14 protein-coding genes and 1 tRNA gene are annotated in these 19,164 nt (G+C 45.0%); 10 read left to right on the top strand and 5 right to left on the bottom strand.

The features are described from left to right. Nucleotides 1-97: 97 nt before the first annotated feature. Nucleotides 98-170 (bottom strand) — tRNA-Arg (locus tag RH949_RS03720). A gap of 1,177 nt (nt 171-1,347) precedes the next feature. Here RH949_RS03720 and RH949_RS03715 point away from each other — a divergent pair. Further along, complete coding sequence (locus tag RH949_RS03715; RefSeq protein WP_006105844.1) at nt 1,348-2,859, top strand: hydroxysqualene dehydroxylase; 1,512 nt, start codon at nt 1,348-1,350, stop codon at nt 2,857-2,859. 255 nt (nt 2,860-3,114) lie between these two features. Here RH949_RS03715 and RH949_RS03710 read toward each other — a convergent pair whose 3' ends face one another. Together RH949_RS03710 and RH949_RS03705 are read right to left on the bottom strand one after the other, a co-directional pair. Then, nucleotides 3,115-4,140, bottom strand: a complete 1,026-nt coding sequence (locus RH949_RS03710) for an N-acetylmuramoyl-L-alanine amidase (RefSeq protein ID WP_446351963.1) — start codon at nt 4,138-4,140, stop codon at nt 3,115-3,117. Between the two features lie 230 nt (nt 4,141-4,370). After that, the gene (locus RH949_RS03705) at nt 4,371-4,514 is read right to left on the bottom strand and encodes a hypothetical protein (protein WP_446351962.1); all 144 of its coding nucleotides are present in this window, start codon (nt 4,512-4,514) and stop codon (nt 4,371-4,373) included. A gap of 133 nt (nt 4,515-4,647) precedes the next feature. Between RH949_RS03705 and RH949_RS03700 the strand changes: the two genes are divergently transcribed. The 9 genes from RH949_RS03700 to RH949_RS03660 all read left to right on the top strand — a co-directional run bounded on the left by RH949_RS03700 (nt 4,648) and on the right by RH949_RS03660 (nt 17,289). Next, nucleotides 4,648-5,739, top strand: a complete 1,092-nt coding sequence (locus RH949_RS03700) for an ATP-binding protein (protein ID WP_446351961.1) — start codon at nt 4,648-4,650, stop codon at nt 5,737-5,739. 684 nt (nt 5,740-6,423) lie between these two features. After that, nucleotides 6,424-7,032 carry a hypothetical protein gene (locus RH949_RS03695; protein WP_446351960.1) on the top strand — a complete coding sequence of 203 codons (609 nt, stop codon included), beginning with the start codon at nt 6,424-6,426 and terminating at the stop codon, nt 7,030-7,032. Nucleotides 7,033-7,199: 167 nt separating this feature from the next. After that, a complete protein-coding gene (locus tag RH949_RS03690) occupies nt 7,200-9,491 on the top strand; it encodes an AAA family ATPase (RefSeq protein ID WP_446351959.1) in 2,292 nt (763 codons plus the stop codon). A gap of 298 nt (nt 9,492-9,789) precedes the next feature. Continuing rightward, a complete protein-coding gene (gene dxr, locus RH949_RS03685; protein ID WP_446351958.1) occupies nt 9,790-10,986 on the top strand; it encodes a 1-deoxy-D-xylulose-5-phosphate reductoisomerase in 1,197 nt (398 codons plus the stop codon). A 169-nt stretch (nt 10,987-11,155) separates the two neighbouring features. Beyond that, complete coding sequence (locus RH949_RS03680) at nt 11,156-11,839, top strand: Crp/Fnr family transcriptional regulator (RefSeq protein WP_044210874.1); 684 nt, start codon at nt 11,156-11,158, stop codon at nt 11,837-11,839. A gap of 100 nt (nt 11,840-11,939) precedes the next feature. Next, nucleotides 11,940-13,700, top strand: coding sequence for a M61 family metallopeptidase (locus RH949_RS03675; RefSeq protein WP_446351957.1), 1,761 nt, complete (start codon nt 11,940-11,942; stop codon nt 13,698-13,700). A 349-nt stretch (nt 13,701-14,049) separates the two neighbouring features. Then, nucleotides 14,050-14,964, top strand: a complete 915-nt coding sequence (locus RH949_RS03670; protein WP_006105849.1) for a branched-chain amino acid transaminase — start codon at nt 14,050-14,052, stop codon at nt 14,962-14,964. A 167-nt stretch (nt 14,965-15,131) separates the two neighbouring features. Beyond that, nucleotides 15,132-16,469, top strand: coding sequence for a DNA methylase (locus tag RH949_RS03665; protein WP_446351956.1), 1,338 nt, complete (start codon nt 15,132-15,134; stop codon nt 16,467-16,469). 280 nt (nt 16,470-16,749) lie between these two features. Further along, on the top strand, nt 16,750-17,289 hold the full coding sequence (locus tag RH949_RS03660) for a hypothetical protein (RefSeq protein WP_446351955.1): 540 nt from the start codon (nt 16,750-16,752) through the stop codon (nt 17,287-17,289). A 143-nt stretch (nt 17,290-17,432) separates the two neighbouring features. Here the strand turns inward: RH949_RS03660 and RH949_RS03655 are convergent, their stop codons facing one another. Continuing rightward, complete coding sequence (locus RH949_RS03655; RefSeq protein ID WP_446351954.1) at nt 17,433-18,119, bottom strand: TIGR04283 family arsenosugar biosynthesis glycosyltransferase; 687 nt, start codon at nt 18,117-18,119, stop codon at nt 17,433-17,435. A 48-nt stretch (nt 18,120-18,167) separates the two neighbouring features. Next, a complete protein-coding gene (locus RH949_RS03650; protein ID WP_006105856.1) occupies nt 18,168-18,776 on the bottom strand; it encodes a TIGR04282 family arsenosugar biosynthesis glycosyltransferase in 609 nt (202 codons plus the stop codon). Nucleotides 18,777-19,164: the final 388 nt, after the last annotated feature.

Genomic DNA, 19,164 nt, shown 5'->3' with positions numbered 1-19,164 from the left:
GGAACACCAAAAAGCCGGCACATACAGGAATGTGACAGTTAAGTAGTTATTGGCTGAAACCCCTAGTCGAATAAGAATACTGGAGTTTCTTGTTTAACGAGCACGGAGGGATTTGAACCCCCGACACCCAGAACCGGAATCTGGTGCTCTATCCACTGAGCTACGCGCCCTCTTGTGCAACGGCGTTTCAAAGGAAACACACTGACACAAATCAGATTATAACGTTGATTTGGAAAAAACGGCAATCTGTACCAAATAAAAAATTTCCCTGCCTATTCCCATGTTGATCTTACTTTTGGTCGGGATCTGGAAAACCTCTCTCCAAACCTCTCTCCTTCAAGGAGAGAGGCTTTGAATTCTCCCCCATCGAACAAAAAGCGAAGCATCCTCTGGCTTCCCCCATGGAACAAAAAGCGAAGCATCCTCTGGCTTCCCCCATGGAACAAAAAGCGAAGCATCCGCTGGCTTCCCCCTTTTTAAGGGGGACGGGAGGGGGATCTAATAGGGGGACGGGAGGGGGATCTAATAGGGGGACGGGAGGGGGATCTAATAGGGGGACGGAAGGGGGATCTAGAAGGGAAGAGGGGGATCTAGAAGGGGGACGGAAGGGGGATTTGGGGGACGATGTTACCTCAAGCAGCTTTCCTTTTTGACTTTCCTGAAAACTCTTCCTTTAGATAGAGGCACATTCCACTCTTCTGTGGGAAAAAACTGGTGTGTATGCTTAATCATGTAATCACTAGGGCAATCTGATGCAGAGTCAGCAAGCTGTCATGCCTTTAAATGGGGAATAGGTAGCGAGCAAGATGCAAAGCCTGCGGCATGGCTTCGCTAAACGCACTACAATGATTTCGCCATTATTGACATTAAGGTTTCAATGCCGAACAGCTTACTAACTTGCCTATTATCAAGACTTGTTTGGTAAACTGCTGGAGTCAAAAAACTAATTTGTTCCATTATCACTTGGAATAAATGCAGTAAACCTCTCTACTCAATAGGATTATGATACTAGGACTTCTTACAGTTTACTTATTAATCGCTGGATTATTTTGCATAAACTGGTTAAATGCATTCCAGAAAGAGACGAATTTATCGTCGGAGCAAAAATTCCGGTGTCGGATAGTCTTTATCATTGCCACCGTTTTTTGGCCCCTCATCTTCCCAATTTCATACCTGGAACACTGTTCGAGAGTTTAGGGAATGGAGAGTGAGAAAGCTTCAACCAGCTTTTTCCAACCTGAATAAGAGTGGGCATCTTGCCTGCTTCATTATTTGGGCTTCAGTTGGGCTGACGCAAGCCCAACTAATCGTGGCATCCTAAATAAAGAGAGAGTTATGAGATCAAGGATGTCAGAAGCGTTAGCACAAAAACGGATAGTCGTCGTTGGTGCAGGATGGGCAGGTTTAGGTGCGACTTATCATCTTGCTCAACAAGGCTACGATGTTACTCTTCTAGAAGCCGCCCCCTATCCCGGTGGATTAGTAGCTGGATGGAAAACCTCTGGCGGACGTTCAGTCGAGGGGGGTATTCATGGGTTCTGGTATCCCTATCGCAATATCTTTCGCCTGGTTAACGAATTAAAACTCCAACCTTTCACACCTTTTACCCATTCCTCCCAATATTCTCCTGCTGGGTTAGAAGTCGAATCGCCTCTGTTTCAGAATGAGTTCCCGCTGCCTACCCCATTGGGAACGTTTCTCTACCCTAAGTTTAAACGCTTACCTCTAATTGACAGGCTTTCGGCTTTACCTCTACTGTATGCTCTGATTGATTTTGATAATTCTGATCAAGCATGGCGACGTTACGATAAGGTAACTGCCCGCGAACTCTTTAAACAGTTTGGTGTCTCTGCCCGATTATATCGGGATTCCTTTGAACCGATGCTGTTGGTGGGGTTATTTGCCCCCGGTGAGCAATGTTCAGCCGCCGCCGCCCTGGGAATGCTCTATTACTTCATTTTGGCTCACCAACCTAATTTTGATGTCGTCTGGTGTCGGGGAACGGTGGCAGAGATGATTTTTAAACCCTGGGTGGAGCGGATTGAGAAAGCCGGGGGACGAGTGCTGACGAATAAGCGGGTAAACGATATTCTCTTGGACGATAGGGGTAAGGCTAAAGCGGTTGTCTGCGGTGAGGATGTCTTTGAAGCCGATGCGGTTATTTTTGCCGTTAGTGTTAATGGCATGAAAAAAATTGTCAGTGCGAGTAGTAGCTTGCAACCCTATTCGGAATTCCGAAATTTGAGAAACTTAGGCGCAATTGATGTTCTGGCAACCCGGTTATGGTTTGACCGAAAAGTTATTCTGCGGAATCCGTCTAATGCTTGTTTTGGCTTTGATCCGACGACGGGGTGGACATTTTTTGATTTGAATGCGTTGCATGATGAATATGCATATCAACCGGGAAGTGTCATTGAAGCAGATTTTTATCATGGGAATCAGTTATTGCCGATGAGTGATGAACAAATTGTGGCAAAGGTTCATCGCGATTTAGCCACTTGTGTGCCAGAGTTTCGGAATGCCAAGGTTATTGATAGCAGTGTGATTCGTGTACCGCAAGGGGTAACGCATTTTGCCCCAGGAAGTTATCAGTATTTGCTGCCAGCGACAACTCCGATTGATAATGTGTTTATGAGTGGGGATTGGATTGTTACAAATCACGGTTCTTGGTCACAGGAGAAGGCATACATAACGGGTTTAGAGGCGGCAAATTTGGTAATTGACCGTTTTGGGTATGGAAATAAGGCAACTATTATTCCGGTTGAACCTGATGAACCTCATATTCAATTGGGGCGGATGATTAATAAAACGGTGCGGGATTGGGGGAAGACAGTATTACCTGATTTTTGGTTACCTTAAGCTGTCACGCATTTAAATTGGGAATGGGTAGCGAGCAAGATGCAAAGCCTTCGGCATGGCTTCGCTTAACGCACTACAAGGATTTCGCAATTCTTGACATTATGGTTTAAATGCCGAACAGCTTAGCAGCAAGGCAGATGGCAGATGGCTGATGAGATTTATTTCGAGAAGGCATGAGTTAGGAAGGGCGGGTTTTGTTGAAAGGTTATCGGTCAATAGCAAAATTAAGGGGCTAAACCCGCCCCTACGATTTATTTATGGATTCTGCCGAATATATTGTAAGATACCTTGTGCGATCGCGCCTGCCATTTGGCTCTGGTATTCGGGTGTCCCTAGGCGGGGGTTATCCTCTCGTCCGGTAACAAAGCCAACTTCTACGAGGACGGCGGGCATTGGGTTATTACGCAGGACGTAAAATCGGGCTTGTTTCACGCCGCGATCGCGAATCTGAATTCTCTGTAAAATACTATTATGAATGGTTTGAGCCAGACCCTGACCATTCGAGTAATAATAGGTTTCCAATCCATTCACATCAGGACGGCGACCAACAGCATTCGCATGGATACTCACAAATAAGTCCGCTTGGGCTTGTTTTGCCATCTCCACGCGGGGTGCTAAGTCTACAAAATAATCGCTGGTTCGAGTGAGAATTACTTGAATTCCTTGTTGCTGTAAAATGGCGGCAACTTGTTGAGAAATGGGCAAAATTACATCCTTTTCCCGCAATCCATTTAACCCAACTGCACCGGGATCTTTTCCCCCATGTCCGGGATCAACCATAACCACAATACGGCGGTTGGGAACTTGGGAGAGATTGAAGGGAGGATTGCTGGTTGTTGGAGGTATAACAGAATTTTGCGACGGTAGGGGGGTTGGTGTAGTTAATTGGACAACTTGTTGCGGTGGTGGTAACTGCACTGTCCACATCCGAGGGGAGAATCCCTTCAATAGAACTTGTTGGGGATTAATCGTATAACCCGGATTAAACTCAATCACCAAGCGCGTGGTTTGGGGGTTCAATTGACTAACACGCACCACCCGCACTGCACCACCGACTAATTGTTCTAATTTGGCATTCTCCAGGGGGATACCGGGTAAATCAATCACCAGGCGGTTGGGATTGGTAAGAAATTGCCCAGTAGGTTGTACCCCTTCATCAGTGGTAAAGACGAGTTGATTTTGATTCACATCAAAGCGCCAGGAGAGTAATCTCGCCGCTTGCGCTGGAAAGGAGAGCAAAAAAAAGCCGAGAAAACTGGGAAGTAGCCAGTGCAGTTTCACCGTTAAAGTTCCCTTACATAAATGAATGACGAATGACACTATCCACCGTTAACTTTAATTGTGTCCACCCACTTATTGTTTTAAATAAGAGTAAAAGTGGCTTTCTCGATTTTAAAAGGAGGATTTGAGATTGTCTCGCACCTGATGGAGTTAAATGTTAATTATTTACAATTGAGAGACTTCCCAATCAGGATAATTCCCCTTATGTCAAACCAACGGCTATAGCAATTCTACCCTTCCATATCCTTATCGTTGATTAGCACATACATCCAGACAACGACAACCGCCGTCACTAGCAGCAGGGGGTATTCAGGCAGCGCCGCTAAGATTACAATAATCTCCAGGATGGTTTTAAGGTCTTCAAATCGTTTCATTGAATCAGATTGAACTCTTAATCCTATTCAAGGAGAAGGCTAGGTGAGTACCGGGTTGAGAAATTTGGCTGAGGTAGCTGACTTATGGCTAACTTTGAGTTGACCTGAATCCACTTGTCGCTGATTATGAGTAATGGCGCGATCGCTTAAAGTTGCCCCAGAGTACATAAACCACGTCAAATCAGCACTTCGGCGCAATGGCTACCCCAGCCAAAAGAAGTTTGCTGAACACGTTACCCCATCGTTATCCACGGTGAAAAAATTCCTCAATGGCGAACCCGTTGATTTTGAGTATTTTGTCGAACTGTGCGAAGCATTGGGGTTAGAGTGGCGAGATATTTATTTAGATGAGTCAGACAATCCGCCCTCTCCCAATGTTTCAAACCCAATCCTAGAGGAGTCTTCACCCTTCATCACCGGGACACCCATCACTCATCCCCGCTACTTTTTTGGGCGCAAACGGGAACTCAAACGCCTGTTCAATTTACTCAAACGCCATCCCCTACAAAATGCTGCGATTATCGGGAAGCGGCGCATTGGCAAAACCTCCCTGTTGCACTACTTGAAAACCATTACCACGACGCCACCGGAGGAATTACGTCCCGGTCAAAAGTCGGACTGGTTACCCCATCCAGAACGCTACTGCTGGATATTTGTGGATTTTCAGGATACACGGATGGCAAGCCAAGAGAAATTGCTGGGTTATATTCTAGAAGCCATGAATATGAAAGTCCCGAATCCTTGTCACCTAGATTATTTTATGGATGTGGTGAGTAGCCATTTGCATTCACCCACCGTTATTTTATTGGATGAAATTGGCGTGGGATTGCAGCGTTGTCCAGAGTTAGATGATGGGTTTTGGGACAGTTTACGCTCTTTAGCCACGAATCAGACAGGGGGAAATCTGGCTTTTATTTTAGCCACACCGGAATCTCCCTTGGATTTGGCGTCTCATACCGGACATAGTTCTCCCTTTTTCAATATCTTTGGTTATACTGCTTTTCTGGGCGCATTAACGGAGGTGGAGGCGCGGGAATTGATTGACAGTTCACCGATTCCGTTTCCGGTTGAGGATGTAACCTGGATTTTGGAGAAAAGTCAATGTTTACCCCTGCTGCTGCAAATTCTTTGTCGCGAACGTTTGTTTAGTTTGGAAGAGGGGGAAACGGGGGATGATTGGCGGGAGGAGGGGTTAAGACAGATAGAACCCTTTACGAATTTTTAGAGAACCCAGCGCCTATGTAGTGGCGTGACCCAGCTAAAATGGTGAAATAGATTTGGTTCGTAGTGAGGGCTTTAGCCCTCTCCAGCTAGGCGTTAAAGCACTAAAGTGCTTACTACAAACAAAGTCCTATTTTAACCCGGTCACGCCAGTAGGGTGCGTTAGCGTAGCGTAACGCACCTTAACCTGTTGCCGCAGAGGGCGCAAGGATGGTGCCCCTACAGTCGGGTTTACCCCATCTATTTGGAAACTACGATATCAAGGCTGGTTCTAAACAGCAAGATTTTTCTACCAGTGAGCCAGATACTTACACAACTATTAAAATAGGTTGGGAAAACGTCAGTAAACCCCTCACCCCCAGCCCCTCTCCCACCGGGGGAGAGGGGAGTAAGAGGGCAGCCATGTGCTTTCCTTTCCGTGATACCAAAAGCGTCTTTATTTAAGGATTCCCCTTCTCCCTTGATGACTTTGCTGGCGAATGTTACTGGCATAGCGTGAAATCCAATAAAATCGTTAGCCGCTCTAACGTATTTCGGTCATTCTAGGGCAGAATGTTAAATTCGCCAGCAGTATCCCTTGATGGGAGAAGGGGTTAGGGGATGAGGGTGAAAGGCTTACCAGCATTGGTTTTTACCTTAAGTTGACACGGATGAAGGCTTCCGCCCACCCACGATACAGAGGTCAACCATGCCGTTTAGCAGTTATAAAAGTATTGGCGTCGTCGCTAAAACGTTTCAAATCAAATATATTCGAGACAATTTTATTACCGAGATTGAATTTGATGTGAGTGACAGTTTTCGGAATGAATTAGAGTTAATTTTAAATGAGGGAGTGTTTGACAATTCCGAGATGGCGATTTGTGAGACGATTATTTATCCCATATTAAAAGAAGTTTGGAAAGCTTATCGCCGCAATTTCCTGCTTTGGAGTCACCAAGCCTTGACCTACGATGAAAATTTATCGGGGACTCCTGATTATATCGTGGCAAAGCGCTCCCCCTTGGGGACAGTGGTGTTCGATAAGCCCTATTTTGTAGTGGTTGAGGCAAAGAAAGAGAGTGATTTTACTGAAGAATGGGGGCAATGTTTAGCAGAGATGGTGGCGGTGCAGAAAATTAACAATGATCCAGAACAAAGGATTTTTGGTGTTGTTTCCAATGGGGCGATATGGCAGTTTGGTCAACTGATAACTGATAAGTTTACCCAAAATAAGCGGTTTTATACAATTCAGGACTTGGAGCGGTTATTTGCTGCGGTTAATTATGTTTTTCAACAGTGTGAGTTACAGTTGGAGTAGCCAGCGTAAATCGTTATAAGCTGTAATGCATTTAAATTGGGTATTAGTAGCGAGCAAGATGCTCGCACTACAAGGATTGTGCCATTATTGATATTAAGGTTTAAATGCCAAACAGCTTACTGAATTTTATTACGATTCAAAGAGTCACGTTTTAAACTTAAACTGAGATGTCTTCCCCCTCGGTTCCCCGCAACGCCTATACCGATTCACCTGAGCAGCACCCGAACTTGATTATGGGGAGTGTACAACTGCTGTTTTGGCTGTTCTTTCATCCCTCAGCGTTTCGGAATCATCTAAAACGTATTGACCCTGCCTTAGACTTCCACAATAACCGAAGAAATCCGTTGCAGTGGCAAAATCTCAAATTCTGGAAGCTTCTGTTTCAGGGATACATCGTTCTACCGATACTTGCCAATTTAATTGTGGCTTTAGTGTTGTTAGTTCTTGGGGAGTCATTGAATGAGATTGTCCCTCGCTTGGCGGTAGGCTTGGCGTATGGCGTGGTGTATGGCGTGGGGGTAGGCTTGGCGGTAGGCGGGGCGGTAGGCGTGGTGTATAGTGTGGCGGTAGGCGTGGCGGTAGGCGTAGCGTATGGCTTGGCGGGAGGTGTGGCGGCAAGCTTGGCGGTAGGCGTAGCGTATGGCTTGGCGGTAGGCGTGGCGTATGGTGTGGCGGTAGGCTTGGCGTATGGCGTGGTGTATAGTGTGGCGGTAGGCTTGGCAGTAGGCGTGGCGGTAGGCGTCGGCGTCAGTATAAACTTGTGGCTACCTATCGTAACTTATCCTTTGGTAATCCTCTGGAATGAGCTACTTTACCGTCTTGACCAACAACGCCCAGATACAAAATCTCACGTTTTGCGTTGGCATTCAGCCTTTTGGTACGAGTGGCAGCTTTTACGTCTCTCAGGATTAGACAAACACCTTGTCCTAGTGTTGGAACGTAACCCGACGGAGGGACAAGCCGCCCTTAACTACATCAATACTAGCCGTCACCGTTGGGCAGCTCAAGCCGCACAGATTGAATTAGATACCAGGAAATTAGAACGCTGTACTGAGATAGAGGCTATCCGTAAAGCTTACTACTCATTCGCTCCAGGAAATTTGGAAGGTTCCGCTAACGCAATTTTAGATAAGTTTCATTCTATCAGCGCCGATGTAGATGCCGCTCTCAACCAGAATAGTATCTATAACCAACGCATCGCCCTAGAAAATATCACCAAAGCTCTAGACCTTCTTGTCCAAGAGTTAACTAGAAGTAGTAATCAATACGCTCTTCGCTTTCATCCCATTGCTATTCGTTGGCAGCAAATAGTCACTGAGTCTATACAAACATTAATTGCAGCCACTGAACTACGCCAAGAAATTGACGATCCCTATATCTTTGGCATACCCCTGAATGAACAGGTTAAACTCTTCCTAGGACGCACCAGCATAGGGATTCGCATCGAGAAATTAATCTTAGACCGTCGCCGCCCTCCCTTACTCCTCTATGGTCAGCGACGTATGGGCAAAACCTCTCTGCTGAATAACTTAGGACGCCTCCTCCCCAATTCCATCATCCCCATGTTTGTGGATTTACAAGGCGCACCCACATCAGCGAGTGACCATGCAGGTTTTCTCTATAATCTTGCCAAAGGGATGACCAATTCAGCTAAACGGCAAGCAGGTTTAACTTTACCTCCCCTCACTCGTGAAGCCTTAATCTCTGACCCCTTTACCACCTTTGACGAATGGCTGGATGATGTTGAACAAACCTTAGACAAAAACACCGCACTCCTAGCATTAGACGAATTCGAGGTACTGGATAAAGCCTTAACTGAAGGACGTTTCAGCGAAACCGATGTTCTGGGGATGCTACGCCATCTCATCCAACACCGCCCCCGCTTTAAAGTCTTACTGGCTGGCTCTCATACGATTGAAGAATTTCAGCGCTGGGCGAGTTACCTAATTAACGTCCAGGTTGTGCCTATCAGTTATCTGAACGAACCCGAAGCCCGCCAACTGATTGAACACCCCATCCCAGAGTTTACCCTGCGCTATGAACCCGATGCGGTTGAGCGAGTCCTGTCTCTGACCCGATGTCATCCCTGCTTGGTACAATTACTTTGCTCTGAGATTGTCGCTCTGAAAAATGAGCAAGAGGTATCGATTCGCCGACTGGCAACTGTAGTTGATGTGGAAGCCGCTATACCCGAAGCCTTAAGCAGTGGTAGTTTCTTCTTCGCCGACATCGAACGCAATCAAGTGGATGAGTTGGGATTGGCGATATTGCGCTTTTTAGCCGCACAAGGGGAAGGAGTGAGTATTGGTAAGGTGGTTTTATCCCGCGAGTTTTCGGATCATTTGAATCCTAGCCTCAATTTACTGTTGCAACGGGAGTTAATTGAAGATAGTGGTTGCGGCTACGGCTTCCAGGTGGAACTAATCCGGCGCTGGTTTGCCAGAGAGACAGGGGAGTAATATCTTGAGCTTGTCGTTGCGCTGTCTTCGCCATACGCGATCGCACTACTAAAAACCGTAACCAGCCAATCAATAATGGTGTTGGGTTTCCTAGCGTCAACCCAATCTACTGGACTGACCTAAAATTGTGGAATAGATTTACCATTGAATCGGGCGCACGCCATGCGCCCCTACGGTTTCCGGTGAACCCGTTTTAACGGGTTTAAGCTTTTAGCCGGAACTTTAGTTCCAGGCTGATGAACGATGTGCAAAATAATCCTATAGTAATTAAAGAGCGGCGAATTCTTAAGAAACTGTTGTGAAATCAATTACTCTCCTCGGCTCCACTGGATCGATTGGCACCCAAACCTTAGAGATTCTGACTCACCATCCAGACCAATTCCGGTTGGTGGGATTGGCAGCAGGTAGCAATGTGGAACTGTTAGCTGCCCAGATTCGGCAGTTTCGACCGGAAATCGTAGCCTTATGTGATGCGGAAAAATTACCTGACCTGAAAGCCGCGATCGCAGATCTTGATCCCCAACCGATTCTAGTCGCGGGAGAAGCAGGTGTGGTGGAGGTTGCCCGTTATGGTGATGCTGAAGCGGTAGTCACTGGGATTGTTGGATGTGCCGGATTACTACCGACCATTGCCGCAATTGAAGCCGGAAAAGATATTGCCCTAGCCAACAAAGAAACCCTAATCGCCGGGGGACCCGTTGTCAATCCCCTGATTGCCAAACATGGGGTTAAACTGCTTCCGGCTGACTCGGAACATTCTGCTATCTTCCAATGCCTTCAGGGAGTCCCAGAGGGCGGATTACGGCGGATTATCCTCACCGCATCTGGGGGCGCTTTCCGGGATTGGTCAGTCGATAAGTTAGGGGAAGTAACAGTTGCCGATGCGATTAAACATCCTAACTGGTCGATGGGGCGCAAAATTACTGTCGATTCCGCTACCTTGATGAATAAGGGGCTAGAGGTGATTGAAGCGCACTTCCTCTTCGGTATGGATTATGACGATATCGATATTGTCATCCATCCCCAGAGCATTATTCACTCCTTAATCGAACTACAAGATACCTCCGTCTTAGCCCAGTTAGGGTGGCCCGATATGCGCTTACCCCTACTCTATGCCTTATCCTGGCCCGATCGCATCTATACGGACTGGGAACCCTTGGATTTAGTCAAGGCGGGGACGCTGACGTTTAAAGAACCTGACCATGATAAATATCCCTGTATGCAATTAGCCTACGCAGCCGGGCGGACTGGGGGTTCAATGCCGGCTGTATTAAACGCCGCCAATGAACAAGCCGTAGCACTCTTTTTAGACGAGAAAATCCAATATTTAGACATTGCCCGGTGTATTGATCAAACCTGCGATCGCCACAGCCGTGATAACTGCCCTGATCCTGGACTAGAGGATATTCTAGCCGCTGATCGCTGGGCAAGAGAGGAAGTATTGCGGATTTATCCCACCCTAGAAAAGAGCGATCGCGTGGTTTCCCTGCGATAATAAAAACACTGTTGGTTGGTCAATTAACTTACGGTTAAGCCCTCCTACACACCTACCCCTCTGCACTCCTGCACCCCTGCTCACAGACCACTAGCTTAAGGAAGTTGGGGACTGTTGTTCTGGTGTGGTGTAATGGAATCTTAGATGATCCAACGTTAATAAACCTTTCATGCACACCAAAGCTTTTAGTGAGCTTTTCCCTCTATTTAATACGGCGAACCCCGAGACACTAGAATGGCTATTGTCAGTTGGAGTCGAACATGAGTATCCCACCGGGCGAGCCGTTTTAATGGAAGATGCCTGGGGCAACGCCGTTTACTTTATCATGTCCGGTTGGGTCAAAGTTCGACGCCTGTATGGGGACAAAGCCGTGACGTTGGCAATTTTGGGTCGGGGAGATTTTTTTGGCGAGATGGCAATCCTGGATGAATCTCCCCGTTCTACAGATGTTGTCGCCCTTTCATCGGTCAAATTACTCAGCGTCTCCGCCCAGCGCTTCATTCAAACCCTATTCAAAGATCCCCAGTTACACCACCGGATGCTACAACTGATGGTTAGACGGCTGCGTCAGACCAATGTTCGCTTTCAACGACGCCATCAACCTGCGGCGATTAAGTTAGCCAATACCTTAGTCAACTTAGCCGAGAATTATGGTCAAGTGGGGGAAAAGGGAACCGAAATTTATAACATTCCCTATAAAGACTTAGCTGAGGTTACGGATATCAGTGTGGAAGATACAGCTAAAATCATGAAAAAGCTGGAAAGTAAGGGTTGGACTGACGTTGACCCCCAAGACCAAAAACTTTGTTTGATTAATCTCAAACAACTAACCCATCTAGCTGGACGGCTTTAGGATAGAAGGGAAGATGGGGGAGATGGGGAAGATGGGGGAGGGGATTACCGATGAACAATGAACAATGAACCATCAACCATCAACCATCAACAAAGGACGAATGACAAATGACAAAGGAGAAATGACTAAACCCACCTTTCATTATCACGTCGCTATGCCTCAACCTCAATCTCATCTGTTTGAGGTGATGCTACAGGTGAATGGTTGGTCGGAATCAGTGCTAGATTTAAAAATGCCCGTCTGGACTCCGGGTTCCTATCTAGTGCGGGAGTATGCCAAACACCTACAGGATTTCCGAGTTGAGACTGGAAACCAGCCCTTACCCTGGAATAAACAGAGTAAAAATCACTGGCAGGTTCAAACTGGAGACGCTTCAACCATCGTTGTCCGCTATCGCGTCTTTGCCAATGAATTATCAGTCCGCACCAATCACCTAGATGCCACTCACGGCTATTTTAATGGGGCGGCATTATTCCTGTTTGTCCCGGATTTTGAGCAACAGCCGATTCAGGTGACGATTGTACCCCCTAAATCCGATTGGCAGACAACCACACCCTTAGCCGCCGTCGAGGGTGCTGAGAATACCTTTGAAGCCGAGGATTTTGACACCTTAGTCGATAGTCCCTTTGAAATTGGCACACAACAGGTTTACGACTTTGAGGTTCTGGGGAAACCGCATCAACTGGCAATTTGGGGACAGGGAAATGCTGATCCCCAACGGATTATTGCCGATACGACGAAAATTATTGAGACAGAAGCTGAGTTATATGGGGGATTACCCTACGAACGGTATTTATTTTTACTGCATTTATCGTCCACAGGCTTTGGCGGTTTAGAACATAAAACCTCTTGTTCCTTAAATTATCCCCGTTTCGCGTTCCGGGCGAAAGATAAATACAATCGTTTCATGCAATTAGTCGCCCATGAGTTCTTTCACTTGTGGAATGTTAAGCGGATTCGCCCCAAAGTCTTGGAACGGTTTAACTATGAACAAGAAAGCTACACCACATCCCTGTGGTTTTGTGAAGGGACAACCAGTTACTATGATTTAGTCCTCCCCTTACGGGCAAAGATTTACGACAGTAAGACGTTTTTAGAGGGATTGGGGAAAGAAATTACCCGGATGAAACTGATTCCAGGGCGTTTGGTGCAACCCCTGAGTGAGTCCAGTTTTGATGCTTGGATTAAGTTATATCGCCGGGATGCCAATAGTGATAATAGCCAGATCTCCTATTATCTTAAAGGAGAAATGGTATCCTTCTTACTGGATTTGCTGGTGCGATCGCGTCATGGTAATCAGCGCTCCCTTGATGATGTGATGCGGCGGATGTGGCAAGAGTTTGGCGTCAAGGAAGTTGGCTTTACGCCCCAACAACTGCAAGAGGTGTTGGAGTCTGTCGCGGATACTGATTTGAGTGATTTCTTCCGTCGCTACATTGAGGGGACAGAGGAATTGCCCTTCGATGAGTATCTTGAACCCTTTGGCTTAACCCTCACGGCAGTAGAAGATGAGGACTCTAAACCTTATTTAGGGGTAATTGTCAAGAGTGAAAATGGGCAAGAAGTAGTCAAATTTGTTAACGCCACCTCTCCGGCGGGGATAGCTGGGGTGGATGCTGGGGATCAATTACTGGCAATAGACGGTTGGCGAGTCAGTGCTGATCAATTATGCGATCGCCTAAAAGATTACCATCCCGGTGACACAATTCAGGTAACCCTGTTCCATCAAGACGAACTTTGTACCTTACCCGTTACCCTAGGCGAATCCCAACCCACCCGCTACCAGGTGGTGCAGATTGAAAATCACTCAGAGACTCAAAAACAGAATTTAGCCCGGTGGTTGAACACCCAGGGGGATTAAGCGCATACCCAGCAACTGTAGGGGCGCAAAGACTTGCGCCCGATTCAATGGTAAAATCTATTCCACCATTTTAGATTTTAGCTGTGTCAAGCCAATAGTCATTTAAGCCGTTAAAGAAAACTCTAACCTTTATGACGAGGGCTATGCGTCTGGAAACTGGGCGGGTTTAGTCTCATCTGGGTGAGACAAGAAACGATAATAGTGAAACCCGCCCCTACACAAAACTCAACCTTCCTCCTCCCTAATTTGTCCGATGCCTAAATCAGTGTTCTAGTCCCTGGCAAAATCACTGACCTGTAGTACAATCGATAACCATACCTTCCACCAGCCTTGACTGTCTAGTTTAAAAATGCATAAATTTCTGCCAATCGCTTACTTTCAAAACCAATTTCTTCCCTTCGATGATGCCAAAATTTCTATTGCTACCCATGCGCTGCATTATGGGACAGGCGCTTTTGGCGGATTGCGGGGGATTCCTGACCCCCAAAACCCTGAACAAATTCTCCTGTTTCGTTTAGACCGTCATTGTAAACGATTAAGTGACAGTGCCAAATATTTACATTACGACTTACCCGCTGATAAAATCAAAACTATAATTGTAGAATTCGTCAAAAAGAATCAAGTTAAAACCTCGTTTTATATCCGACCCTTTATTTATACATCCGATTTGGGAATTGCCCCCAGACTGCATAAGATTGAAAAAGACTTTTTCGTCTATGGATTAGAACTGGGTGATTATTTATCCCCAGAAGGGGTAAGCTGTCGAATTAGTTCCTGGTATCGTCAAGCAGATCACAGTTTACCCTTGAGAGGTAAAATTAGTGGCGCCTATATCACATCATCTCTAGCAAAAACAGAAGCGGTAGAATCTGGATTTGATGAAGCATTATTAATGAATGCTCAGGGAAAAATATGTGAAGCCTCCGGAATGAACATCTTTATGGTGCGGAATGGGCAACTGATTACGCCGGGATATGATCAAGATATTTTAGAAGGAATCACCAGAGATAGTATCCTGACGCTGGCAAAGGATTTAGGTATCCCCACAATCGAACGCCCTGTGGATAAATCAGAGTTATTTATTGCAGATGAAGCATTTTTAAGTGGAACGGCGGCTAAAATTACTCCAATTAAACGGATTGAGAATTATGAATTATCGAAAACGCGACCCATCACAGAGAAACTGAGAGATAAAATTACGGCAATTACGGAAAATCGCGATCCCAATTATCAAGACTGGGTGTATGTCGTTCCTCTAGGATAGAGTAAACATTAAAGTAGGTTGGGTAGAGCGTCAGCGAAACCCAACAGACTAAGCCCCTGGCGTTGGATGATGGAAAAATAAGACTCAGCCCAATCTAAACCGACAACGGTTATAGGCTTCCATCTGGCTTGTGTCTAACCCAATGGGACTCGTTATCCTAGATTAGCATGAAACAACTTTCGCTATTTGAAACCGATAAGACTACACCCCAATCCTCCTACTTGCATCTTGAGGGTGAAATTCCGATCGATCTCCCCGAATATTCCCTAATTTCTTTACAACGAAAACAACCTCTTAAAATTCATTCCCTTGGTTTCCAACCTGCCAAATCCATTCCGGAAATCCCACATTGGTTTTTAAGAAAGTATGGTACAGAACAATGTAAAATCTTAGAACCTTTTGCCGGTTCAGGAACAACAATTATTGAAACTTTATTACAAGCTTCATCAGTGTATTGGCTTGATTATCATCCTCTAAGTCGCCTGATCTGTCGCGTTAAAACTCATATCTATAATATAGCAGAAATTCTAGACTATACCGAGCAAATACTGCAAAATGCTTATACAGTCAAACATCCATTAGAAACCATCAATTTCGCCAATAAAGATTTTTGGTTCCAAAAACCTGTCCAAGCTGGATTAGAAAGTCTCCGAACGCAAATTCTTCAAGTTCCGGAAGCGATACAACCTTTATTTTGGCTGGTTTTTGCTTCTACAGTCCGCAAAACATCTGATATGAATGATGGGATGATTCTCGCCGCAAAACGAGCGAATATCAAAGAAATTCCCCAGCGTTCTCGCGAAGATGTTTATCGGTATTTTAAAGACTATCTTGATAAAGCTTTAGAAGCAATTGGGGAATGGCAGTTTGTTTTGAATAACTCGTTTGAAAATGCCATAGAATTGAATTCAAAAACAGCTATTAATCTTACAGGCGATTGGCGTTGTGATGCGGTTATTACTTCGCCGCCTTATATTAATGCAATTGATTACGTTTGGGCGTCTAAATTTGAGTTACATTGGTTGGGCTTAGTCAGTAATGATCGCGAAAGACTTGATTTATATACTCAAGAAATTGGCACAGAAAGAATTTCTAGAAATGAGTATTGTCAATTGGGAAAAACCGGAAATTCTTATCTGGATGATTTAATTGCTGATATTTATTACGGCACACAATATCAAGCGAGCAAAGGACAAAATAAGCTTCGAGCAAGAGTTGTTTATAAATACTTTATGGATATGAAGGCGCATTTTTTAAGCGGCTTTAATCATCTGAATCCAGGTGGCTATTATTGCTTTGCTATTGGCGATATTAGTAAAATTTGCGGTGTTGAGATTCCAGTGGCTAAACTTTTAACGGAAATAGCTGAAAAAATTGGCTTTTTTAAAATATTTCAGTTTCATTTGTTGCTAAAGAATCGTCGATTAAATTTACCTAGAAATGTAAAGTGGGCGGGAATAATTAAGCATGATACTGTTGTTGTATTACAAAAAACGAGAATATGAATTTAGATAATACAGCAGTTTGCTCTGCTATTCGGTACATTGTCGATCCCCCTAAATCCCCCTTTTTAAGGGGGACTTTTATCTACTGTACTTTATTACAGCGCTTTGCGCTGTAAGGTAAGATTATAAGCTATAGCACTTGCCTAAGTGTAAACATTATTGAATAAAAAAACAAGTTAAGTTAAAAATTATTGAGAATACATAAAATTAATTGAAAATATCATAGAATGATTTTAAGGTTAATCAAACGGACGAATCAACGTTTTTTAGGAGAAAGCTGATGATAAAATTTCAATCATTATTAAATACGTTATTTGGTGGGAAGACTCTCCCCAGAAAATCAGACAACACGAACCCAGAATCAACCTTTATTGAAGATGATGATGCAGGACACCTGATTTCGTCCGCTCAAGGTCCAATCGCAGTGCCAACGATTAACACAATTGAGGGCAGTTTGTTTAATCCGGCAGATATCGATCTCTACCAACTTGAATCTGAACGTCAAGCCTTTTTAAAATTTAGTGTTGCTCAAAATCCCTTATTATCTGTATCATCTTTATCATCTTTGTCTTTGTTCTTATTTGATGAAATGGGCAAAGGGCTAGCAGCAGGAATTGGAGAAGTTGGGTTTAATGTTTCTGAAAACGAGACGTTATATTTAGGTATAAGTGATGGTCTTAATCCACTAAATAGTGCCGGAGAGGTGCTGTTATCACCAGAGGGAGAGGTGAATACAGGCACTTTGACAGGTTGGCAAGATCCGAGAATTGTAATTCCTATATTTACTCATTATAAAATAGCAATAGAAATCGAGACATAGGCTGTTTATGAACCTGTGATCATTAAAAATTCGACTGTGGTTTAATATTAAGAATTGTCAAAGTCTCGTAGTGCGTTTAGCGAAGCCATGCCGCAGGCTTTGCATCTTGCTCGCTACTAATACCCACTTTAAATGCATGAAGCTTACCCTTTTCCCCGATACCATCGCGCCAGTTTGTCAGGAGAAACTCTCCAAAAATACCCCAAAATAATAAGCTGATTAATTAGGGTGGTTTTAAGAATTCCCAATCGTTGCCAGCGTCGTCCTGATGTCAGAACCGATTCTGAAACAATCGTAATCCGTCCCTGTGGTTGCAAGCGACGAATGAATTCAAAATCTTCCATAATTGGCAAATTTGGAAAACCTCCTATATCATGAAAAACAGTCGCTTTTAAAAATAGAGCTTGGTCGCCATAAGGCATCGAAAAAAGCCGCGATCGCCAATTTACCAGTCGTTCAATTAGACGCAAGCCAAACTGTTGAGAATCAATGCCTAATTCAAACGCCCCCGCAATGGTTTGGGGTTCTTGCAGCGCTTGGCGGATTAAACGATCAAAGTTTGCTGGTAAACGGGTATCGGCGTGGAGAAAGAGGAGGATATCACCCGTCGCTGTTGCTGCACCTGCATTCATTTGACAGGCGCGACCGGGTGGGGTAGAAATAACCTGGACATTTCGCGATCGCGCTACACTGACGGTTTGATCTTGACTCCCCCCATCAACGACAATAACCTCCACATTGTCAGTATCTACAAGCCTCTCTAAGATAGAACCAATCGTATTCGCTTCATTTAAAACGGGAATAATAACTGAAATCGTTTCGGTTTTCATTACATTAGAATTACTTCTATTCTCTTTTGGCAAAATAAACGGGTGTTCTCACCTGCCCAAATCCTCGGGACGGTCAATATCATGGAGTATGGGCAGAGATGCGATCGCTAATCCCAAGCGATCGGCAATCTCGACGGTTTGTTGCCTAACTTGCGAGGTTCCCCAATCAATTCCCACAAAGAGTTCCGGAATTAACCGCCGCAAACCAATCAGATAATATCCCCCATCTTGTGCCGGTCCTAATACTAAATCATGGGTTTCCAGCCATTGAAATGCCTCAGCCATTATTTGAGGGTTTAAATCGGGGCAATCTGTCCCAATAATTACTACACCTGTCATTCCCGCCGTAAAGGATTTCTCAAATGCCGATACCATTCGTTTGCCTAAATCTCCCTCACTTTGTTGATAGTAAATCACATCAGCACCTAACCAGGCTTGCATTAACGGTTGATTCCCGCCAGCAAAATGAATTTCTACAGATACAGGATGAAATGCTTGTAGTTTTTTGGCTTTAGCCAGAGTATTTTCTGTCATCTGGCGTTGCAGGTTTGCTGCACCTTTCTCTCCTAGGGCGGGAATCATGCGTGTTTTGGTTTTTCCCGGTTCGGGATAGCGGGTGAAAATGATTAGCGTTTCTTTGACAGTAGCGGGATTCATTCGATTAAACTGATGTGCATCTAAATAAACGATAGTGAAATCGTTGTCAGGGCTGTGAGGTGTAGGGTATGCCAATTAAATGCATAACCGTTTCAGAGCTTACGCTTTCTTGGCATCTAAATCACCATTTGTAGGGACACGATACTATCCATGCATGTCAACTTAAGGTGAGAACTAATACTGGCAAGTGTTTCACCCTCATCCCCTAACCCCTTCTCCCACCCCCCTCGTTCCCCCCTACAAGAGGGCTGACAGGTGTAGGTTTTTTACTCTTAGGTGGGGACAAGACAAGGAGGACAAGGATGGAAAGAAGACAAGGGGGGAAAACCGTACAGCATTTTGTTCGGTCAAGCTAACTTCTAAAAGCCGAAACGCCCTATTTTTCGTT

The sequence above is a fragment of the Coleofasciculus sp. A1-SPW-01 genome (assembly GCF_040217205.1).
Classification (GTDB): Bacteria; Cyanobacteriota; Cyanobacteriia; order Cyanobacteriales; family Coleofasciculaceae; genus Coleofasciculus; species Coleofasciculus chthonoplastes_A.
The sequence above is the reverse complement of the archived record's forward strand: the minus strand, read 5'-3'. Positions and strand labels throughout refer to the sequence as shown.

Excerpts from the sequence above, each read along its gene's own strand:
- RH949_RS03705 (WP_446351962.1), bottom strand. The coding sequence starts at position 4,514 with ATGAAACGATTTGAAGACCTTAAAACCATCCTGGAGATTATTGTAATC.
- RH949_RS03650 (WP_006105856.1), bottom strand. The coding sequence starts at position 18,776 with ATGAATCCCGCTACTGTCAAAGAAACGCTAATCATTTTCACCCGCTAT.
- RH949_RS03660 (WP_446351955.1), top strand. The coding sequence starts at position 16,750 with ATGATAAAATTTCAATCATTATTAAATACGTTATTTGGTGGGAAGACT.
- RH949_RS03715 (WP_006105844.1), top strand. The coding sequence starts at position 1,348 with ATGTCAGAAGCGTTAGCACAAAAACGGATAGTCGTCGTTGGTGCAGGA.
- RH949_RS03675 (WP_446351957.1), top strand. The coding sequence starts at position 11,940 with ATGACAAATGACAAAGGAGAAATGACTAAACCCACCTTTCATTATCAC.
- RH949_RS03690 (WP_446351959.1), top strand. The coding sequence starts at position 7,200 with ATGTCTTCCCCCTCGGTTCCCCGCAACGCCTATACCGATTCACCTGAG.
- RH949_RS03670 (WP_006105849.1), top strand. The coding sequence starts at position 14,050 with ATGCATAAATTTCTGCCAATCGCTTACTTTCAAAACCAATTTCTTCCC.
- RH949_RS03665 (WP_446351956.1), top strand. The coding sequence starts at position 15,132 with ATGAAACAACTTTCGCTATTTGAAACCGATAAGACTACACCCCAATCC.
- RH949_RS03700 (WP_446351961.1), top strand. The coding sequence starts at position 4,648 with ATGGCGCGATCGCTTAAAGTTGCCCCAGAGTACATAAACCACGTCAAA.
- RH949_RS03680 (WP_044210874.1), top strand. The coding sequence starts at position 11,156 with ATGCACACCAAAGCTTTTAGTGAGCTTTTCCCTCTATTTAATACGGCG.
- RH949_RS03655 (WP_446351954.1), bottom strand. The coding sequence starts at position 18,119 with ATGAAAACCGAAACGATTTCAGTTATTATTCCCGTTTTAAATGAAGCG.
- RH949_RS03695 (WP_446351960.1), top strand. The coding sequence starts at position 6,424 with ATGCCGTTTAGCAGTTATAAAAGTATTGGCGTCGTCGCTAAAACGTTT.